The sequence below is a fragment of the Umezawaea tangerina genome (assembly GCF_003002815.1).
Lineage (GTDB): Bacteria > Actinomycetota > Actinomycetes > Mycobacteriales > Pseudonocardiaceae > Umezawaea > Umezawaea tangerina.
This window is the reverse complement of sequence record NZ_PVTF01000001.1, coordinates 77,835-93,416: the sequence shown is the minus strand read 5'-3', so window position 1 is coordinate 93,416 and position 15,582 is coordinate 77,835. Positions and strand designations below refer to the sequence as shown.

General features: G+C 69.7%; 12 protein-coding genes. 7 read left to right on the top strand and 5 right to left on the bottom strand.

Translation table 11 applies throughout. The features are described 5' to 3' along the window. Positions 1-6: 6 nt before the first annotated feature. From CLV43_RS00410 to CLV43_RS00400, 3 genes are all read right to left on the bottom strand, one after another. Positions 7-1,578, bottom strand: coding sequence for a glycosyltransferase family 87 protein (locus tag CLV43_RS00410; protein ID WP_106184949.1), 1,572 nt, complete (start codon positions 1,576-1,578; stop codon positions 7-9). A 120-nt stretch (positions 1,579-1,698) separates the two neighbouring features. Next, on the bottom strand, positions 1,699-4,188 hold the full coding sequence (locus CLV43_RS00405; RefSeq protein ID WP_106184948.1) for a transglycosylase domain-containing protein: 2,490 nt from the start codon (positions 4,186-4,188) through the stop codon (positions 1,699-1,701). 562 nt (positions 4,189-4,750) lie between these two features. Beyond that, positions 4,751-5,155, bottom strand: a complete 405-nt coding sequence (locus CLV43_RS00400) for a DUF5318 domain-containing protein (protein WP_170155652.1) — start codon at positions 5,153-5,155, stop codon at positions 4,751-4,753. 164 nt (positions 5,156-5,319) lie between these two features. Between CLV43_RS00400 and CLV43_RS00395 the strand changes: the two genes are divergently transcribed. The 3 genes from CLV43_RS00395 to CLV43_RS00385 all read left to right on the top strand — a co-directional run bounded on the left by CLV43_RS00395 (position 5,320) and on the right by CLV43_RS00385 (position 7,487). Next, entirely contained in the window at positions 5,320-5,865 is a 546-nt protein-coding gene (locus CLV43_RS00395; RefSeq protein ID WP_106184946.1) for a PadR family transcriptional regulator, read from the top strand. A 52-nt stretch (positions 5,866-5,917) separates the two neighbouring features. After that, positions 5,918-7,009 carry an inositol-3-phosphate synthase gene (locus tag CLV43_RS00390; protein ID WP_106184945.1) on the top strand — a complete coding sequence of 364 codons (1,092 nt, stop codon included), beginning with the start codon at positions 5,918-5,920 and terminating at the stop codon, positions 7,007-7,009. 67 nt (positions 7,010-7,076) lie between these two features. Then, complete coding sequence (locus tag CLV43_RS00385) at positions 7,077-7,487, top strand: hypothetical protein (RefSeq protein ID WP_146174595.1); 411 nt, start codon at positions 7,077-7,079, stop codon at positions 7,485-7,487. Here the strand turns inward: CLV43_RS00385 and CLV43_RS00380 are convergent. Next, a complete protein-coding gene (locus CLV43_RS00380) occupies positions 7,484-8,221 on the bottom strand; it encodes an SDR family NAD(P)-dependent oxidoreductase (RefSeq protein ID WP_106184943.1) in 738 nt (245 codons plus the stop codon). The two genes, CLV43_RS00385 and CLV43_RS00380, sit on opposite strands and share 4 nt — an antisense overlap. 553 nt (positions 8,222-8,774) lie before the next feature. On the opposite strand from CLV43_RS00380, the gene CLV43_RS00375 reads away from it, so the two are divergent. Beyond that, a complete protein-coding gene (locus CLV43_RS00375; protein WP_146174594.1) occupies positions 8,775-9,353 on the top strand; it encodes a hypothetical protein in 579 nt (192 codons plus the stop codon). On the opposite strand, the gene CLV43_RS00370 is transcribed toward CLV43_RS00375, so the two are convergent. Continuing rightward, the gene (locus CLV43_RS00370; RefSeq protein ID WP_106185874.1) at positions 9,316-9,951 is read right to left on the bottom strand and encodes an HAD family hydrolase; all 636 of its coding nucleotides are present in this window, start codon (positions 9,949-9,951) and stop codon (positions 9,316-9,318) included. The genes CLV43_RS00375 and CLV43_RS00370 overlap by 38 nt on opposite strands. 68 nt (positions 9,952-10,019) lie before the next feature. On the opposite strand from CLV43_RS00370, the gene CLV43_RS00365 reads away from it, so the two are divergent. The 3 genes from CLV43_RS00365 to CLV43_RS00355 all read left to right on the top strand — a co-directional run bounded on the left by CLV43_RS00365 (position 10,020) and on the right by CLV43_RS00355 (position 15,560). Continuing rightward, entirely contained in the window at positions 10,020-11,237 is a 1,218-nt protein-coding gene (locus CLV43_RS00365; RefSeq protein WP_245886042.1) for an MFS transporter, read from the top strand. Between the two features lie 62 nt (positions 11,238-11,299). Then, the gene (locus tag CLV43_RS00360) at positions 11,300-13,345 is read left to right on the top strand and encodes a PhoX family protein (RefSeq protein ID WP_106184941.1); all 2,046 of its coding nucleotides are present in this window, start codon (positions 11,300-11,302) and stop codon (positions 13,343-13,345) included. A 109-nt stretch (positions 13,346-13,454) separates the two neighbouring features. Further along, positions 13,455-15,560: a PhoX family protein gene (locus CLV43_RS00355; RefSeq protein ID WP_245886041.1), complete on the top strand. Its 2,106-nt coding sequence runs from the start codon at positions 13,455-13,457 to the stop codon at positions 15,558-15,560. Positions 15,561-15,582 lie beyond the last annotated feature (22 nt).

Here is a 15,582-nt window from a genome sequence, read left to right as displayed (position 1 = left end):
TCTCGGTCAGCTCTGGAGCTGGTGCGCGGGCTCGTGCACCGGTCGCTGCCACGGGAACCGCAGCACCCGGCGGTCCGGCGCGCCGTCCAGCACACCGCCGCACGGGTCGTCCTCACCGGACTTGCGGACCAGGTCCAGCGCGGGCCGGTAGACCTCGCGGACCACCAGGACGCAGAGCAGGACCACCGCCGCGTCGCGCAGCAGCACGGCGCCGAGGAACCAGTCGATCGGCAGTCCCTTGTGGTCGGTGCCGAGGTAGAAGAACATCCGCGGCACCCACACCAGCGCGTCGAGCGCCATCCACGCCAGCAGCAGCTTCCAGCGCGGCAGCGCCAGCACCGCCAGCGGGACCAGCCACAGCGAGTACTGCGGGCTCCACACCTTGTTCGTCAGCAGGAACGCGGCCACCACCAGGAACGCCAGCTGCGCCAGCCGCGGTCTCGTCGGCGCGGACAGCGCGACGTAGCCGACCCCGGCGCAGCACAGCACGAACAGCGCCGCGCTCACCGTGTTCAGCCCGTCCGGCACCTGACCCTGCACCAGGCCGGGGTCGAAGCCCTGCCAGCCGGTCCACTGCGCCACGACGTTATACAGCGAGTCCGGGTCAGCCCCGCGCTCGGTGTTGAGCCGGAAGAACTCCTGCCACCCCGGCCGGTACAGCAGCGCGATCGGCAGGTTCACCACCGCCCAGGTGGCGAGCGCGGACGCGACCGTGGTCAGCCCGTCGCGCACCCGGTCGGAGCGCCAGCACAACAGCAGCAGCGGGCCCAGCAGGAACAGCGGGTACAGCTTCGCCGCACCGCCCAGCCCCAGCAGCACCCCGGCCAGCACGGGCTTCTTGCGCGCCCACGCCAGCATCCCGGTCGTCGCGAACGCCGTCGCGATCGTGTCGAAGTTCGTGAACGCGTGCACGACGACCAGCGGTGACAGCGCCACGATGGCCGCGTCCCACACCCTCCGCCTGGCCAGCCGCGCCACTGCCCACGCCGTCGCCAGCCACGCCAGCGCCAGCCACAGGGCGGTCATGTTGAAGTAGACGATCACCGTCATCGGGGCGGGCAGCCACCCGGACTGCGCCAGCGAGATCCACCCCTGCGCCATCCGCGCGTTCACCCACTGGAACACGCCGGTCAGCACCGGGTACTCCATGTACCGGATGTGCGCGGTCGGCTTGCCCTCGTCGTCGATCCACGACGTCCGGTACGGGAACGTCCCCGGCTGGTCCATCCGCTCGGCCGTGTAGAGCGGCACGACGTCGGAGTAGCAGAGCGCCACGAACTGCCGGGAGCCCCGCCAGTCCAGCTGCACCTGCCCCTTGTCGTCCACGTACTGCTGCACGCACGGCGACTTCTGCAGCCACGCCAGCGACAGCGTCACGACCGCCAGCAGCAGCACCACCCGGAGCGGCGTCCAGAACCAGTGCCGCCCGATCGACGCGTGCCGACCGACCGGTCCGCCGAACGGACGGCTGGCCTGTTTCGCCAGCGGTTCCGTCCACGTCGGGATGACCCGCTCGTCCGGGCCGAGCGAGTCCGTGTCGTCTGCGTTGGTGTGCTGTACATCCGATGGGCTGGACACCCGCCGGATGCTACGGGCAACCCGATCTCACCGGGGTCAAGTCCCGACTAGTCGACCCTCCCCGGACGCGGGAAGGGCCCGGCGCTGGTGCGCCGGGCCCTTCGTCCGTTCTCAGGTCGTTCAGGGGTCGTTCGGATCTCGTGCCTCGGTACCCGCGCCCGCTCCGCCGCCGCCACCGTTGCCCGGTCCGTTGTTGTTGGAGGACGTGTTGGTGGGGTTGCTCGGGCAGTTCGGCTGGAGCGGGAGGCAGTTGCCCGGATTACCGGGGTTGCCGGGGTTGCCCTTGGTGGGCGTGCTCGTGCCCGTGGGCGGCGGGGGCGTGTTCGACTTGTCGTCCGGCTTGGACTCCTGCGTCCGCTCCGAGGTCGGCGCGGGCGGCGGAGAGGGCTTGGACGTGCTCGGCGGCGGCGGGACCGCGACCCCGATCATCTTGGCCTTGGGGAAGGTCTCCTTCGGAGAGCCGTCCAGGGCCTTGTCCATGAAGGCCTTCCAGATCTGGCCCGGCAGGCCGGAACCGAAGATCGGGGCGTCGTCGGCGTTGCGCAGTGCGACGTTGCCTGCCTCGGTGCCCATGTAGACACCCGCGGCGAGGGACGGGGTGTAGCCCACCATCCACGCCTTCGAGTTGTCCACGCCGTCGAGCTCGTGCGTGCCGGTCTTGCCCGCGCACTCGCGGCCGCCGGCGCAGATCGTCCGGGTGCTGGCCTTCGGGATGTCCTTGAGCACGTCGGTGACGTTGTCCGCGATCTGCTCGCTCTTGGACGGGTCGTCGTCGAACGCGGAGCGGGACTTGTCGGCGTGCTGGTGCAGCAGGGTCCCGTCCGGGCTCTCGATCTTCGTGATGAAGAACGGCTCGTGGTAGGTGCCCCTGGCCGCGAAGGTCGCGTACGCCGACGTCATGTCGAACGGCCGCACGAGCGTCTGACCACCACCGATGGAGATGTTGCCGTCGGGGGAGTCACCGCCGTCCTCGCCCTTGAGCAGCTTGTGGTCCTCGCCGCCGACGACGACGTCCTCGGGGATGCCCGCCTGGTAGGCGGCCTTGGCCACGGCGCCGGTGCCCACCTTGTTGACGGCCATGTCGTAGAACACGGTGTTCACCGACTTGACCATCGCCTCGCGGACGCTGCACTGCTTCGGGACGTTGCACGCGACGCCCTGCGCGTTCTTCACCGGGTTGTTCTCACGACCGGGGAACGGGCGCGGGGAGCTGCCGTCGTAGACCTCGCCGACACCTTCCCCGATCTTGAGCGCGGCGACCAGGTCGAACGGCTTGAACGACGAGCCGGGCTCCTGGAGCGTGCCCTTGTTGTAGTCGATGCCGATGCCGTCGTTGCCCGCCCAGTAGGCGCGCACGGCGCCGGTGCTGGGCTCGATGGCGGTCAACGAGTACCGCAGGACGTCCGGCTGGCCGTTCATGACCTCCTGGACGGCCTCCTCGGCGGCGGTCTGCATCTTCGGGTCGATGCTGGTGTGGACGACGACGCCCTGCTTGAGCGCCTTCTCCTTGGTCAGCCCGATCTCCGGGCTCTCCATCTCGGCCTCGACCTGGGCCTGGATGTGGGCGCGGACGCCCTCCAGCGCGTTCTGCTGCACGTCGGCCAGCGGCACCGGCGCGGGGTAGGTCTGGGTGTCGTAGTACTCCTTGGTGATCCACCCCTTGTCGAGCATCTGACCCATCACGAACTTCCACCGGGAGACGGGGTACTTCTCCTCCTCGGACCGGCTGGGGTTCTGGATCATGCCCGCGATCAGGGCGGCCTCGGACGCGCTGAGGTCCTTCACGTCCTTCTTGTAGTACATCTGCGCGGCGGCCTTGATGCCGAACGCCGACCGCCCCTGGTAGATCGTGTTCAGGTACGCGGCGAGGATCTCCGACTTGCTCTTCTGGTTGCTCATCTTGTAGGCCTTGACGACCTCGGTGAACTTCCTCGACAGCGTCGGGTCCTCGTTCTCGGTGGCCTTCTTGACGTACTGCTGCGTCAGACCGGAACCACCGCTCTCACCACCGCTGATCTGGATCCAGACCGCTCGCCCGATGGCCTTGAAGTCGAAGCCGGGGTTGGTCTCGAAGGTCGCGTCCTCGGCCGCGAAGATCGCGTGCTTCACGTCCTCGGTCAGCGCCGGGTCGTCGACCTTGAGCAGCTCGCGGTTCGACCCCTGCGGCGCGATCTTCGCCATCTCGGAGCCGTCGGAGTACAGGATCGTGACGGCCTTGTCCTGGCCCGCCGCGACCACGGCCGGGTCGGGCACCTCGACGACCTGGTAGGCGATCGCGAAGGCGACCACCGGGGTCAGGATCATCAGGCCCGCGGCGATGTAGGAGATGCGGCGGACGCGCCGCCAGATCTTCTTCTTGCGCAAGCGGCGCTCCTCCTCCTCGCTCAGCTCCTCGCCGTCGTACTCGTCGTAGGCGTCCTCTTCGAGGTACATCGACGGTTCGTCGGGCTCCCGGTGCGTGAGCAGGTCGGGTTCGCGCTTCATCGGCGGCTGCACCGGCTGGAGCAGGTCGGTCAGCTCGTCGGCCTTGTTGCGGGCGGGCGGACCAGCCGGTCCACCGGGCGCGCCGGGACCACCAGGACCACCGGGGCGCGGGCCGCCGGGGGGCATGGGGGGACGAACGCCCTGAGGCGGTTTGCCGCCGGGCGGGATCGGTGGCCTGCGCACGCCGCCGGGTGGTACCGGTGGGCGCTGGCCGGGGCCGACCGGGCCGGGAGGCGGACCGCCCGGACGACCGCCGGGGGCACCTTGGCCACCGGGCTGGCGGGGCGGTGGCCCCTGGTTCGCCGCGCCGGGAGGTGGACCGGGCGGTCCGCCCTGCGGGCGCGCGAAGCCGCCGGGCGGCGTGCCCGGACGTGGAGGTACCGCACCCTGCGGAGGGCGTGGAAAACCACCGGGCGGTGTGCCCGGTCGTGGGGGCCGGTTCACGTCCTGGGACGGGTTCCGGGCGCCGCCTCGATCCTCCGGCTGATCCGGGGCACCGTGGCGCCGTGTGGCCCCGCCGGCGTCCGGGTCGTCGCCCGTCGGCCACTGCGGTTCCCCGCCACGCTGCCTGTCGTCATGCTGGTCGTTCACGAAAAGGCCTCCCAGACCGGCGCACGGGTGTGCGCGGTTCGGTGCGGTCGTACGTCGCCTGTTCTCGGGGTGCGGCGGAACGCGGGTGGAGCCGGTTTCACTCCGCCGCGGTCCTCCGACGTGGCTTCTGGGTCTTCAAGCCACGTGTTCCCAGGACGTACGACTGCACCAGGTGGTTCCAACTACATGTGCGGCAGACTTCCACGACGTACACGGTGAATTCCTCGTAGAGGTTCGACATCCGCGCGAGCTCGTCGGCGGTTCGAGCCGAACCGGCCGCGTGCTTGAGCTCTTCGCCGTACACCCAGGACACCAGAGTCAGCGGTTCCTTGCGGCACACCGGGCACGTCACGTCGCTCGGCTGGCCGTGGAACTTCGCAGCTCGGAGTAGGTATGGACTCGCATCGCAGACTTCCATGGTACCCACACGACCCGAGTGCACGTCGGCGAGCAGCGCACGGCGCTGCAACGCGTAGTCCACGACCTGTCGTTGGGTCACCACGCGACAAGAGTACGTGGCGACCGCCCGCCTTCGGTGGTCCGTTCAGGGCAGCGTCGGTGAATCCGATATCACGGTGTGCCACAGCACACACTCAACAGGAGGCGCAGATGTATCGGACCGATATACTGACCGCGTACATCGGAGCCTGGGTAGGGAGGTGACTCGTGCTGGAATTCGCCATCCTCGGCCTGCTGCACGAGGCACCCATGCACGGCTACGAGCTGCGCAAGCGGCTGCACGAGCTGCTGGGGGCCTTCCGGGCGTTCTCCTACGGGACGCTCTACCCGACGCTCGGCAAGCTCCAGCGCGCCCACCTCATCGCGGAGGAGGCGCCCGAGGACGACCTGAGAGCCTGGGGCCGCCGGGCGCGCAAGGTCTACAAGATCACCGCGGAGGGCAAGGAGCGGTTCGCCGAGCTCCTGGTCGACGCGGGACCGCAGACGTGGGACGACGACTCGTTCGGCGTCCACATGGCGTTCTTCTCCCGCACGCCCGCCGAGGTCAGGATGCGCATCCTGGAGGGCAGGCGCCGTCGGGTCGAGGAACGCCGGGAGGGCTTGCGCACCACGTTGGGGAGCGCGAGCGACCGGATCGACCGCTACACCCGTGAGCTGCACCGCATGGGGCTGGACACGACCGAGCGCGAGGTGCGGTGGCTCAACGAGCTGATCGCCCACGAGCAGGCCGAGCAGCGGAAGTCCGAGGAATGACCGCCGATCTCACGGCACAACCACCGCAGGAACACAGAAGGAGGACTTCGGCATGAGCGCAAACCGCCGCACTGTTCGAGTGGCCATCGTCGGGGTGGGCAACTGCGCGGCTTCGCTGGTGCAGGGCGTCCAGTACTACCGGGACGCCGACCCGAACGTCCGAGTGCCCGGTCTGATGCACGTCCAGTTCGGCGACTACCACGTCAGCGACATCGAGTTCGTCGCCGCGTTCGACGTCGACGCCAAGAAGGTCGGCTACGACCTGTCCGAGGCGATCGGCGCCAGCGAGAACAACACGATCAAGATCGCCGACGTGCCGCCGCTCGGCGTGCCGGTCCAGCGCGGGCACACCTACGACGGGCTCGGGAAGTTCTACCGGGAGACCATCGAGGAGTCCGAGGAGGCGCCGGTCGACGTCGTGCAGGTGCTGCGCGACACCAAGGCCGACGTGCTCGTCGCCTACCTGCCGGTGGGGTCCGAGGAAGCGGACCGCTTCTACGCCCAGGCCGCGATCGACGCGAAGGTCGCGTTCGTCAACGCCCTGCCCGTGTTCATCGCCTCCGACCCGGTGTGGGCGGAGAAGTTCCGCGCCGCGGGCGTCCCGATCGTCGGCGACGACATCAAGTCGCAGGTCGGCGCCACCATCACGCACCGCGTGCTGGCCAAGCTGTTCGAGGACCGCGGTGTCCAGCTCGACCGCACCATGCAGCTGAACGTGGGCGGCAACATGGACTTCCTCAACATGAAGGAACTGGAGCGCCTGGAGTCCAAGAAGGTCTCCAAGACCCAGGCCGTCACCTCCCAGATCGACCGCGACCTCGGCAAGCGCAACGTCCACATCGGCCCGTCGGACTACGTGGCGTGGCTCGACGACCGCAAGTGGGCGTTCGTGCGGCTGGAGGGTCGCGCCTTCGGCGACGTGCCGCTGAGCCTGGAGTACAAGCTCGAGGTGTGGGACTCCCCCAACTCCGCGGGCATCATCATCGACGCCGTCCGCGCCGCGAAGATCGCCCTCGACCGCGGCATCGGCGGCCCGATCCTGTCCGCCTCCTCGTACTTCATGAAGTCCCCGCCCGTGCAGTACTCCGACTCCGAGGCGCACCTCGCCGTGGAGGGCTTCATCCGCGGCGAAGCCGACCGCTAAGCCTCCCCGTTTGGCGGATACCCCCTGTTCCGCGGGCCGATACCCTGCGGAACAGGGGGTATTTCACATGATGAAGCCGTTGTTGGTAGCCGTGTTGTTGACCGGTCTCTGCACGCCCGTGGCCGCGGCCGCCGCGCCGCCGTCCACCTGCCTCGAACCGCCGGTCTCGGACAAGACCGAGCTGTGCGTCGACCTGCTGCCCTACAGCGGCAAGGAGTTCGCGGGCTACGGCCGGTTCGTCCCGGCCGCGAAGGACGCGCCGGACCAGCTGGAGGTCGTGGTGCAGCAGCGCCGCGAGATGTGGCCCGAACCGCTCACGATCGCGCGGAAGGCGGTCACCGGCAACGGTGAGCTCAGCGCCGTGACCGACGCGGGTGTCATCAGCGCCGACGCCACCGCGGTCCGCGCGTGCGCCACCGGGTTCGTGCTGACGGGCTCGCACGCGTACGAGACCTGCACGCGCTGGCAGACCGTCTAGCGCTTGGACAACCGCAGCGATCGCCAGGACCCGTCGGCGGTCCACCCGCCGTCGACGGGCAGCGCGACGCCGTTGACGTAACCGCTGCGCGCGGGGTCGGCCAGGAACGAGACGGCCTGCGCGATGTCGTCCGGTACCGCGAACCTGCCCATCGGCACGTGCTCGGTGATGTCGTCGTCGACGTAGAACCCACCCGCCTGCGACTCCACGTCCATCTCCGTCTTGACCCAGCCGGGGCACACCGCGTTGACCCGCACCCCTCGACCGCCCCACTCGACGGCGAGGGTGCGCGTCATGCCGATGAGGCCGTGCTTGCTGGTGTTGTAGGCGGCGCGGTCGGCCACACCGGACAGGCCCGCGACCGAGGCGATGTTGACGATCGAACCGGCCCGCTGGTCGAGCATCATGCGGCCGAACGACTGGCTGAGCAGGAACGGACCCGTGAGGTTCACCTCGATGATCCGCTGCCACAGCTCCAGCGACGTGTCCTCGAACGGCGTGATCCCCGCGATGCCCGCGTTGTTGACCAGGACGTCGACCCGACCGTGCTCCTGGCGGACGTGGTCGGTGAGGCGGGTGACGTCGGCCGCGGAGGCCACGTTGCCGGTGATCCCGCCCTCGGTGTCCTGGAGGTCGAACCCGACCACGCTGTAGCCCTCGGCGCGGAGGACCTCGGCGATCTGGCGACCCATGCCCTGGGCGGCGCCGGTGACGACGGCTACTCGATCGGTCATGAGGGGAGGTTAGGGGGTGGTTTCGGCTGGTGGGAAGGGTTGTCGGCGGGAATTGTCGTACCCCGGTCGTAGGGTGTGCGTCGGGGGGTTCTCACGGGCGGGGGACCCTTGGGGTGGTGTGTCTTCGGGGTGCTTGTGGCTGGTGGGGGCGTCTGTGGTGGTCAATCGGCGGGGGTCGCTGCGGCCGTGTCCGGGGGTGTCGCTACAGCGGACTACGGGGTGTCGCCACCACGGACTCCGGGTGCGGTCGGCTTGACTTGGGGCCCCTTTTTTGGGCTTCGTCGGGCGAAAAAGGGCAGGTGGTAGAGCCTGCCCGCCGCCGCAAGTCTAAGCCCAAAAACCCCAAGTCAAGCCGACCGCACGAGCGGACGAGCATGCTCGCTTCCAGCGTCGTTGGGCGGCTTGTGTCCTGCTTCCAGCGTCGTTGGGCGGTGTGTTGGGCCCGGTCTGGCGCAGGTTGCTTCCCTTTCCCCTTCCCCTGCCTGCCCGCCATAGTCCTTACAGGTCTGTGACCGCGGGGGTGTTCTGGGGTGGGGGCGGTTAGCTTGGCGCGATGCACATTCGCACCGTTCTGGTCGCGTTGCCCGGTCTGGTTCTCGCCGCGGTTGGGGTGACTCATCCGCAGTACCTGGATGCGTCGACGGCCCACCACTGGCGGGACATGCATGTGGGGTTGGCGTTCGTGTTCCCGTTGGTGGCGGTGGCGGTGTGGGTGTTGCTCGAGGGCAGTCCGGTCGTGGTCAAGTGGGTGGGGCGGGCGGCGGCGTTCGGGTACGCGGTGCTCTACGGGGCGTTGGACACGATCGCGGGTGTCGGGGGTGGGGCGATGGCGATCGCGCAGAACGGGCGGACGGCGGTGATCGACCCGTTGTTCGACGTGGGCAACGCGCTGGGGACGCCGGGGGCGTGGTGCTTCCTGGTGGCGGCCGCGTTGCTGTTCGGCGGGATCGCGTGGCAGGTGGGGTGGAAGGCGGTGCCGGGTGGGGTGGTGCTGCTGTTCGGGGCGTACCTGTTCCTGGACAGCCACATCTACTGGCCGAAGGGTGTGGTGGCCATGGTGTGCTTCGCGGTCGGGTTGGCCGCGTTGAGCTTCGTCAGCCCAGTGCGGCCGGTAGCTCCGCGATCGAGTTGACGACGGTGACGTCGGTCAGCACGGCGGGGTCCGGGGGGAAGTGCGGGTTGGGGACGGCGTAGACGGTCATGCCCGCGGCGAGGGCGGCGCGGAGGCCGTTGGTGGAGTCCTCGACGGCGGCGCAGGCGGTGGGGTCGACGCCGAGGGCGCGGGCCGCGGCGAGGTAGACGTCGGGGGCGGGTTTGCCGGCGCCGGTCTGTTCGCTGGACAGGGCGACGGGAACCAGTGCGGTGAGGTCGGTGGCGACGAGGAACGCCTTGATGAGCACCGGCGGCGACGAGCTGGCGATGGCGACGGGGTAGCGGGCGGCGACGGCGCGGACCGCCTCGACGGCGCCGTCGATGACGGGGGCGTGCTCGGCGTAGCGGGAGGCCATCTCCTGGACCACGCCCGCGGCCGTCTCCTCGGGAGTGAGCTCGACGCCGACCTCGGTGACCAGGTAGGAGGCCCACTCGGGGGTGCTCATGCCCTGCATGGCCCGTGTCGAGTCGGGCAGCCACCGCCCGCCGTGCGCGGCGGCGAAGGCCTGCCGCACCTCGTCCCACATGCGCTCGGAGTCCACGAGCACGCCGTCCAGGTCGAAAACCACCGCATCCACGGGCATGACCGTACCTGTGAGACAAAGTACTTAGGATGGCGAAGCAAAATACGTTAGCATAGCTAACTGTGAGCGAACACCCGAAACTCCTCGATGCGATCAAGGGTCAGCCCCGCCCGGTGTGGATCACCGCGTTCGCCGCGGTGATCGCGTTCATGGGCATCGGCCTCGTCGACCCGATCCTGCTGTCCATCGCCGAAGGCCTGAACGCGACGCCTTCGCAGGTCACCCTCCTGTTCTCCTCCTACCTGGGCGTCCAGGTCCTCGCGATGCTGTTCACCGGCGCGATGGCCGCGCGGTTCGGCGCCAAGCGCACCGTCCTGACCGGCCTCGTGCTGATCGTGGTGGCGACGCTGGCCTGCGCGATGGCGGGCACGATCGGCCAGCTGGTCGGGCTGCGCGCGGTGTGGGGCCTGGGCAACGCCTTCTTCATCGCGACCGCGCTGTCGGTGATCGTCGGCGCCGCGTCCGGTGGCCAGAAGGGCGCGATCCTGCTGTACGAGGCGGCGCTCGGCATCGGCCTGTCGGTCGGCCCGCTGCTCGGTGCCCTGCTGGGCAGCATCTCGTGGCGCGGACCGTTCTTCGGCACGGCCGCGCTGATGGCCGTCGCGCTGGTCCTGTGCGCGACGATGCTGCCGTCGGACTCGACCGAAAAGCGCGCGAGGGTGGGCCTGCTCGACCCGTTGCGCGCGCTCGGGCACGGCGGCCTGTTCCGCACGTCCGCCGGTGCCGCGCTGTACACCGCCGCGTTCTTCACGGTGCTGGCCTGGTCGCCGTTCGTGCTGCGCTGGGGCGCCGTCCAGATCGGCCTGATCTTCTTCGGCTGGGGCCTGTGCGTCGCCGTCGCCGGTGTCGTGCTGGCACCCCGGCTGGCCGCGCGGTTCGGCGAGCGGCACGCGACGGTGTTCGCGGTGCTCGGCTTCGCCGCCCTGATGCTGGTGATGAGCGTGGACAACAAGGCCGTGCTGGTCGTCGGCGTGATCCTCAGCGGTGTGGTGTCCGGCCTGCTCAACACCCTGTTCACCGGTACCGCCATGAGCATCAGCCCGGCGCCGCGCCCGGTCGCGAGCGCGGGCTACAACTTCCTGCGCTGGCTCGGCGGTGCCGCGGCCGCGACGCTGGTCGGCCACGTTGCCGAGTGGTTCGGCTCGGACCACGCCCCGTTCGTCGCCGCCACCGTGCTGTGCTTGATCGCGGCGGGTCTGCTGTCCATCGGCGCCGAGCAGCCCGACGCCCGTGAGCTGCCCGCCGGAGCGGTGCTCGTCGGGGACGAAGCTGTTGGTTAACAAAAGGTGAACGACCCCTTACGGTCAGTGTGTTCCCCGGACTGACCGTAGGAGGCGTTCGAGTGCGACACCTACCCCTGCTGTCCAACCACTCATCCAGCCGTGCCGCGCTGACGTGCGAGTACCGGTGCGGCAACGCGTGTTTCCACGACGTGCCCAACACGTCCGCCAACAACTACCTCGGCGACGTGGTCCAGCAGCTGATCGACCGGCGCACCGCGTTCAAGGCCGGAGCGGTGGTCGCGTTCGCCGCGAGCACCGGGTTCGCCGCGACCGGCACGGCCACCGCCGACCCCGAGGAGCGGCAGCGCCCCGACCAGGCGCCGCGCGGGCTCGACTTCAAGGCCGTGGCCCCCAACCAGCTGGACGCGGTGGTGGTGCCCGACGGGTACCAGCAGCACGTCGTGATCCGGTGGGGCGACCCGCTGTTCCCCGGCGTGCCCCAGTTCGACTTCGACGACCAGACCGCCGAGAAGCAGGCCCAGCAGTTCGGCTTCAACTGCGACTTCGCCGCGCTGCTCCCCCAGGACCCCTTGGGGCTGGTCAACCTGCTGGTGACCAACCACGAGTACACGACCGAGCCGATGATGTTCCACGGCTACGACGCCAACAACCCCACCGAGGAGCAGGTGCGCATCGCGTGGGCGGCGCACGGCCTGAGCGTGGTGATGGTCCGGCGGTCCGCCACCTCCGGGAAGCTCACGCCGTCGTTCAGCCGCTTCAACCGGCGGTTCACCCTGCACACGCCGTTCGAGGTGCGCGGACCGGCGGCCGGCAGCGACCTGCTCAAGACGTCGGTCGACCCGACCGGCAAGCGCGTGCTCGGCACGATGAACAACTGCTCGGGCGGCGTGACGCCGTGGGGCACGATCCTGTCCGGCGAGGAGAACTTCAACCAGTACTTCGCCAACGCCGGACCGCTCAACGACCCGAGGCTGACCCGCTACGGCGTCACCGGCACGGCGACCGGGCGCAAGTGGGAGCGCTTCGACAAGCGGTTCGACCTGGCCCAGGAGCCCAACGAGGTCAACAGGTTCGGCTGGGTGGTCGAGCTCGACCCGAACGACCCGACCTCGACACCGGTCAAGCACACCGCCCTCGGCCGCTTCAAGCACGAGACCGCGAACATCCGGGTCGCCGCCGACGGCCGGGTCGTCGCGTACTCCGGTGACGACGAGCGGTTCGAGTACATCTACAAGTTCATCTCCACCGGCAAGGTGCGCAAGGGCGACAGCAAGGCCGCGCGCAGGCACAACATGACGCTGCTCGACGACGGCACGCTCTACGTCGGCCGCTTCACCGGCGACAGCCCGCCCGCCGAGATCGACGGCACCGGGAAGCTGCCGTCCGACGGGAACTTCGACGGCTCCGGCGAGTGGATCCCGCTCGCGTCCGGCGACCGGTCGTTCGTGGAGGGCATGACGGCAGAGGAGGTCTACGTCTTCACCCGGCTCGCGGGCGACAAGGTCGGCGCCACCAAGATGGACCGGCCCGAGGACATCCAGGCGCACCCGACGACCGGCGTCGTCTACTGCGCGCTGAGCAACAACGTCGACCGCGGCAAGCCCGGCAAGGAAGGCGCGACCGAGCCGAACCCGAGGCTGCTCAACAAGCACGGCCAGGTGCTGGAGGTGACCGAACGCCGTGGCGACCCGCTCGCTCTGGCGTTCTCCTGGAACCTGTTCCTGGTCTGCGGCGACCCGGCCGCACCGGACACCTACTTCGCGGGCTTCCCGAAGGACCAGGTGTCGCCGATCTCCAGCCCGGACAACGTGGCGTTCGACCCGCACGGCAACCTGTGGATCTCCAGCGACTCCGCGGCCGCGTTGAACGGCAACAACGACGGGCTGTTCGGCGTCCCGGTGTCGGGCTCGCACCGCGGGCACCTCAAGCAGTTCCTCACCGTGCCGCGCGGCGCGGAGACGTGCGGACCGGTCATCACCGAGCGGGTGGTGCTGGTGTGCGTGCAGCACCCGGGTGAGGTGGACGGCGCGAACGCGGACAACCCGGTGTCGCACTGGCCGGACGGCGGCACCAGCCAGCCCCGTCCGTCGGTGGTCGCGGTGTGGAAGCCGGGCAGGCGGCAGCCGGACGGCATCGGGTCCTGAGGTGCCCTGATCGGCGGGTGTTCGTCCGGCGTTCACCTCGATGTCCACTGGACAACCGCTTCCCCTCCTACGGTCGGCCGGTTCCCACCGACCCACCACGGAGGTCCGCGTGTCCGCACCCGCCGATCGGGGCCGTCGCCTGCTGCCCCTGTTGCTGCCCAACCACCCCCTGGGGCGGTCGGAGACGACCTGTCTCTACCGCTGCGCCAACGCCTGTGCGCACGACGCGCCCAACACGTCGGACAACGCCTACTTCGGCGACGTCGTCCGCGAGGTCGTCAGCCGCCGCGGTGCCCTGAAGGCGGGTGCCGTGCTCACGGTGGCGGGTCTCGGCGCCGCGACCCTCGGCACCGGCAGCGCGGCCGCGGCCCCCGCGACACCCCCGCCCTCCGCCGACCTGAACGCCGACGCCGACCTGGGCGGCGGCCGCCGTCGGGACGGCCTCAACTTCACCGCCGTGGCACCGAACACCGAGGACCGCGTCGTCACGGCCGAGGGCTACGAGTCCGCCGTCGTGATCCGCTGGGGCGACCCGGTCGTGCCGGGCGCGCCCGCGTTCGACTTCGACCACCAGACGCCCGAGGCGCAGGCCCTGCAGTTCGGCTACAACAACGACTTCTGCGGCCTGGTCCCGCTCGACGGCTGGAACCGCTGGCTGATGGGGTCGAACCACGAGTACACAACGGAACCGTTCCTGCACAAGGGCTACGACGCCAACAACCCCACCGAGGCGCAGGTCAAGATCGGCTGGGCGGCGCACGGGTTCTCCGTCGTCGTGGTCGAGCAGGACCACCGCAGCGGCAAGCTCGTGCCGAAGCTGGACCGCAAGTACAACCGCCGCATCACCGCGACCACCCCGTTCGTCGTCGACGGACCGGCCGCGGGCAGCAAGTTCCTGAAGACGTCGGTCGACCCGACCGGCAAGAAGGTGCTCGGCACGTTCGGCAACTGCGCGGGCGGCGTGACCCCGTGGGGCACGATCCTGTCCGGCGAGGAGAACTTCAACGGCTACTTCGCCGGTGGCGCCTCGATCACCGACCCGGTCGCGCTGGCCCGCGCCACCCGCTACGGCCTGCCGGGCGCGGCGACCGAGCGCAAGTGGGAGCGGTTCGACAAGCGCTTCGACCTGGCGCAGGAGCCCAACGAGTTCAACCGGTTCGGCTGGGTCGTCGAGATCGACCCGCACGACAAGGACGCGGCGCCGGTGAAGCACACCGCGCTCGGCCGGTTCAAGCACGAGGGCTGCACCATCCGCGTGGCGAAGGACGGCCGGGTCGTCGCGTACATGGGCGACGACGAGCGGTTCGACTACATCTACAAGTACGTGTCGAAGAACAAGATCGTGAAGGGCGACAGCAGGCGTGCCCGCGAGCAGAACAAGAAGCTGCTCTCCGACGGCACGCTCTACGTCGCCAGGTTCAGCGGCAACAGCCCGGCCGCCGAGATCGACGGCACCGGCAAGCTGCCGTCCGACGGCCACTTCGACGGCACCGGCGAGTGGCTCAAGCTGGTCAGCGGCGACCGGTCGTTCGTGGACGGGTTCACCGCCGAGGAGGTGTACGTCTTCACCAGGCTCGCGGCCGACAAGGCGGGCGCCACGAAGATGGACCGGCCGGAGGACATCGAGGCCAGCCCGCGCACCGGGAAGGTGTACGCCGCGCTGACCAACAACACCGACCGCGGCAAGCCCGGCAAGGAAGCGGGCACCGAGATCAACCCGCGCGTGGGCAACAAGAACGGCCACGTCCTGGAGTGGGAGGAGAACCGGGGCGACCCGACCGCGACGACGTTCCGCTGGACGCTGCTGCTGGTCTGCGGCGACCCGGCCACCGCCGACACCTACTTCGGCGGCTACGACAAGTCGCAGGTCAGCCCCATCTCGTGCCCGGACAACGTGGCGTTCGACAGCGCGGGCAACCTGTGGATCTCCACCGACGGCAACGCCCTGGGCTCCAACGACGGCCTGTTCGCCGTGCCCGTCGAGGGGAAGTACCGCGGCCGCGTGAAGCAGTTCCTGACCGTGCCCAAGGGCGCCGAGACCTGCGGCCCCGTGGTCAACGACCGGTTCGTGCTGGTGTCGGTGCAGCACCCCGGTGAGATCACCGGCGCGAACGCGGACAACCCGCTGTCGCACTGGCCCGACGGCGGCACCAGCCAGCCCCGGCCCGCCGTCGTGGTGGCGTGGAAGAAGGACAACGGCCGCATCTGCGGCTGAGTCCACTCGAGACGGTGGCCTG

What these genes read in the sequence shown, in the direction of transcription:
- CLV43_RS00405 (WP_106184948.1), bottom strand. Translation starts at nt 4,188, where the DNA reads ATGCCCCCCGGCGGCCCGCGCCCCGGTGGTCCTGGTGGTCCCGGCGCG.
- CLV43_RS00375 (WP_146174594.1), top strand. Translation starts at nt 8,775, where the DNA reads ATGCACATTCGCACCGTTCTGGTCGCGTTGCCCGGTCTGGTTCTCGCC.
- CLV43_RS00385 (WP_146174595.1), top strand. Translation starts at nt 7,077, where the DNA reads ATGATGAAGCCGTTGTTGGTAGCCGTGTTGTTGACCGGTCTCTGCACG.
- CLV43_RS00380 (WP_106184943.1), bottom strand. Translation starts at nt 8,221, where the DNA reads ATGACCGATCGAGTAGCCGTCGTCACCGGCGCCGCCCAGGGCATGGGT.
- CLV43_RS00390 (WP_106184945.1), top strand. Translation starts at nt 5,918, where the DNA reads ATGAGCGCAAACCGCCGCACTGTTCGAGTGGCCATCGTCGGGGTGGGC.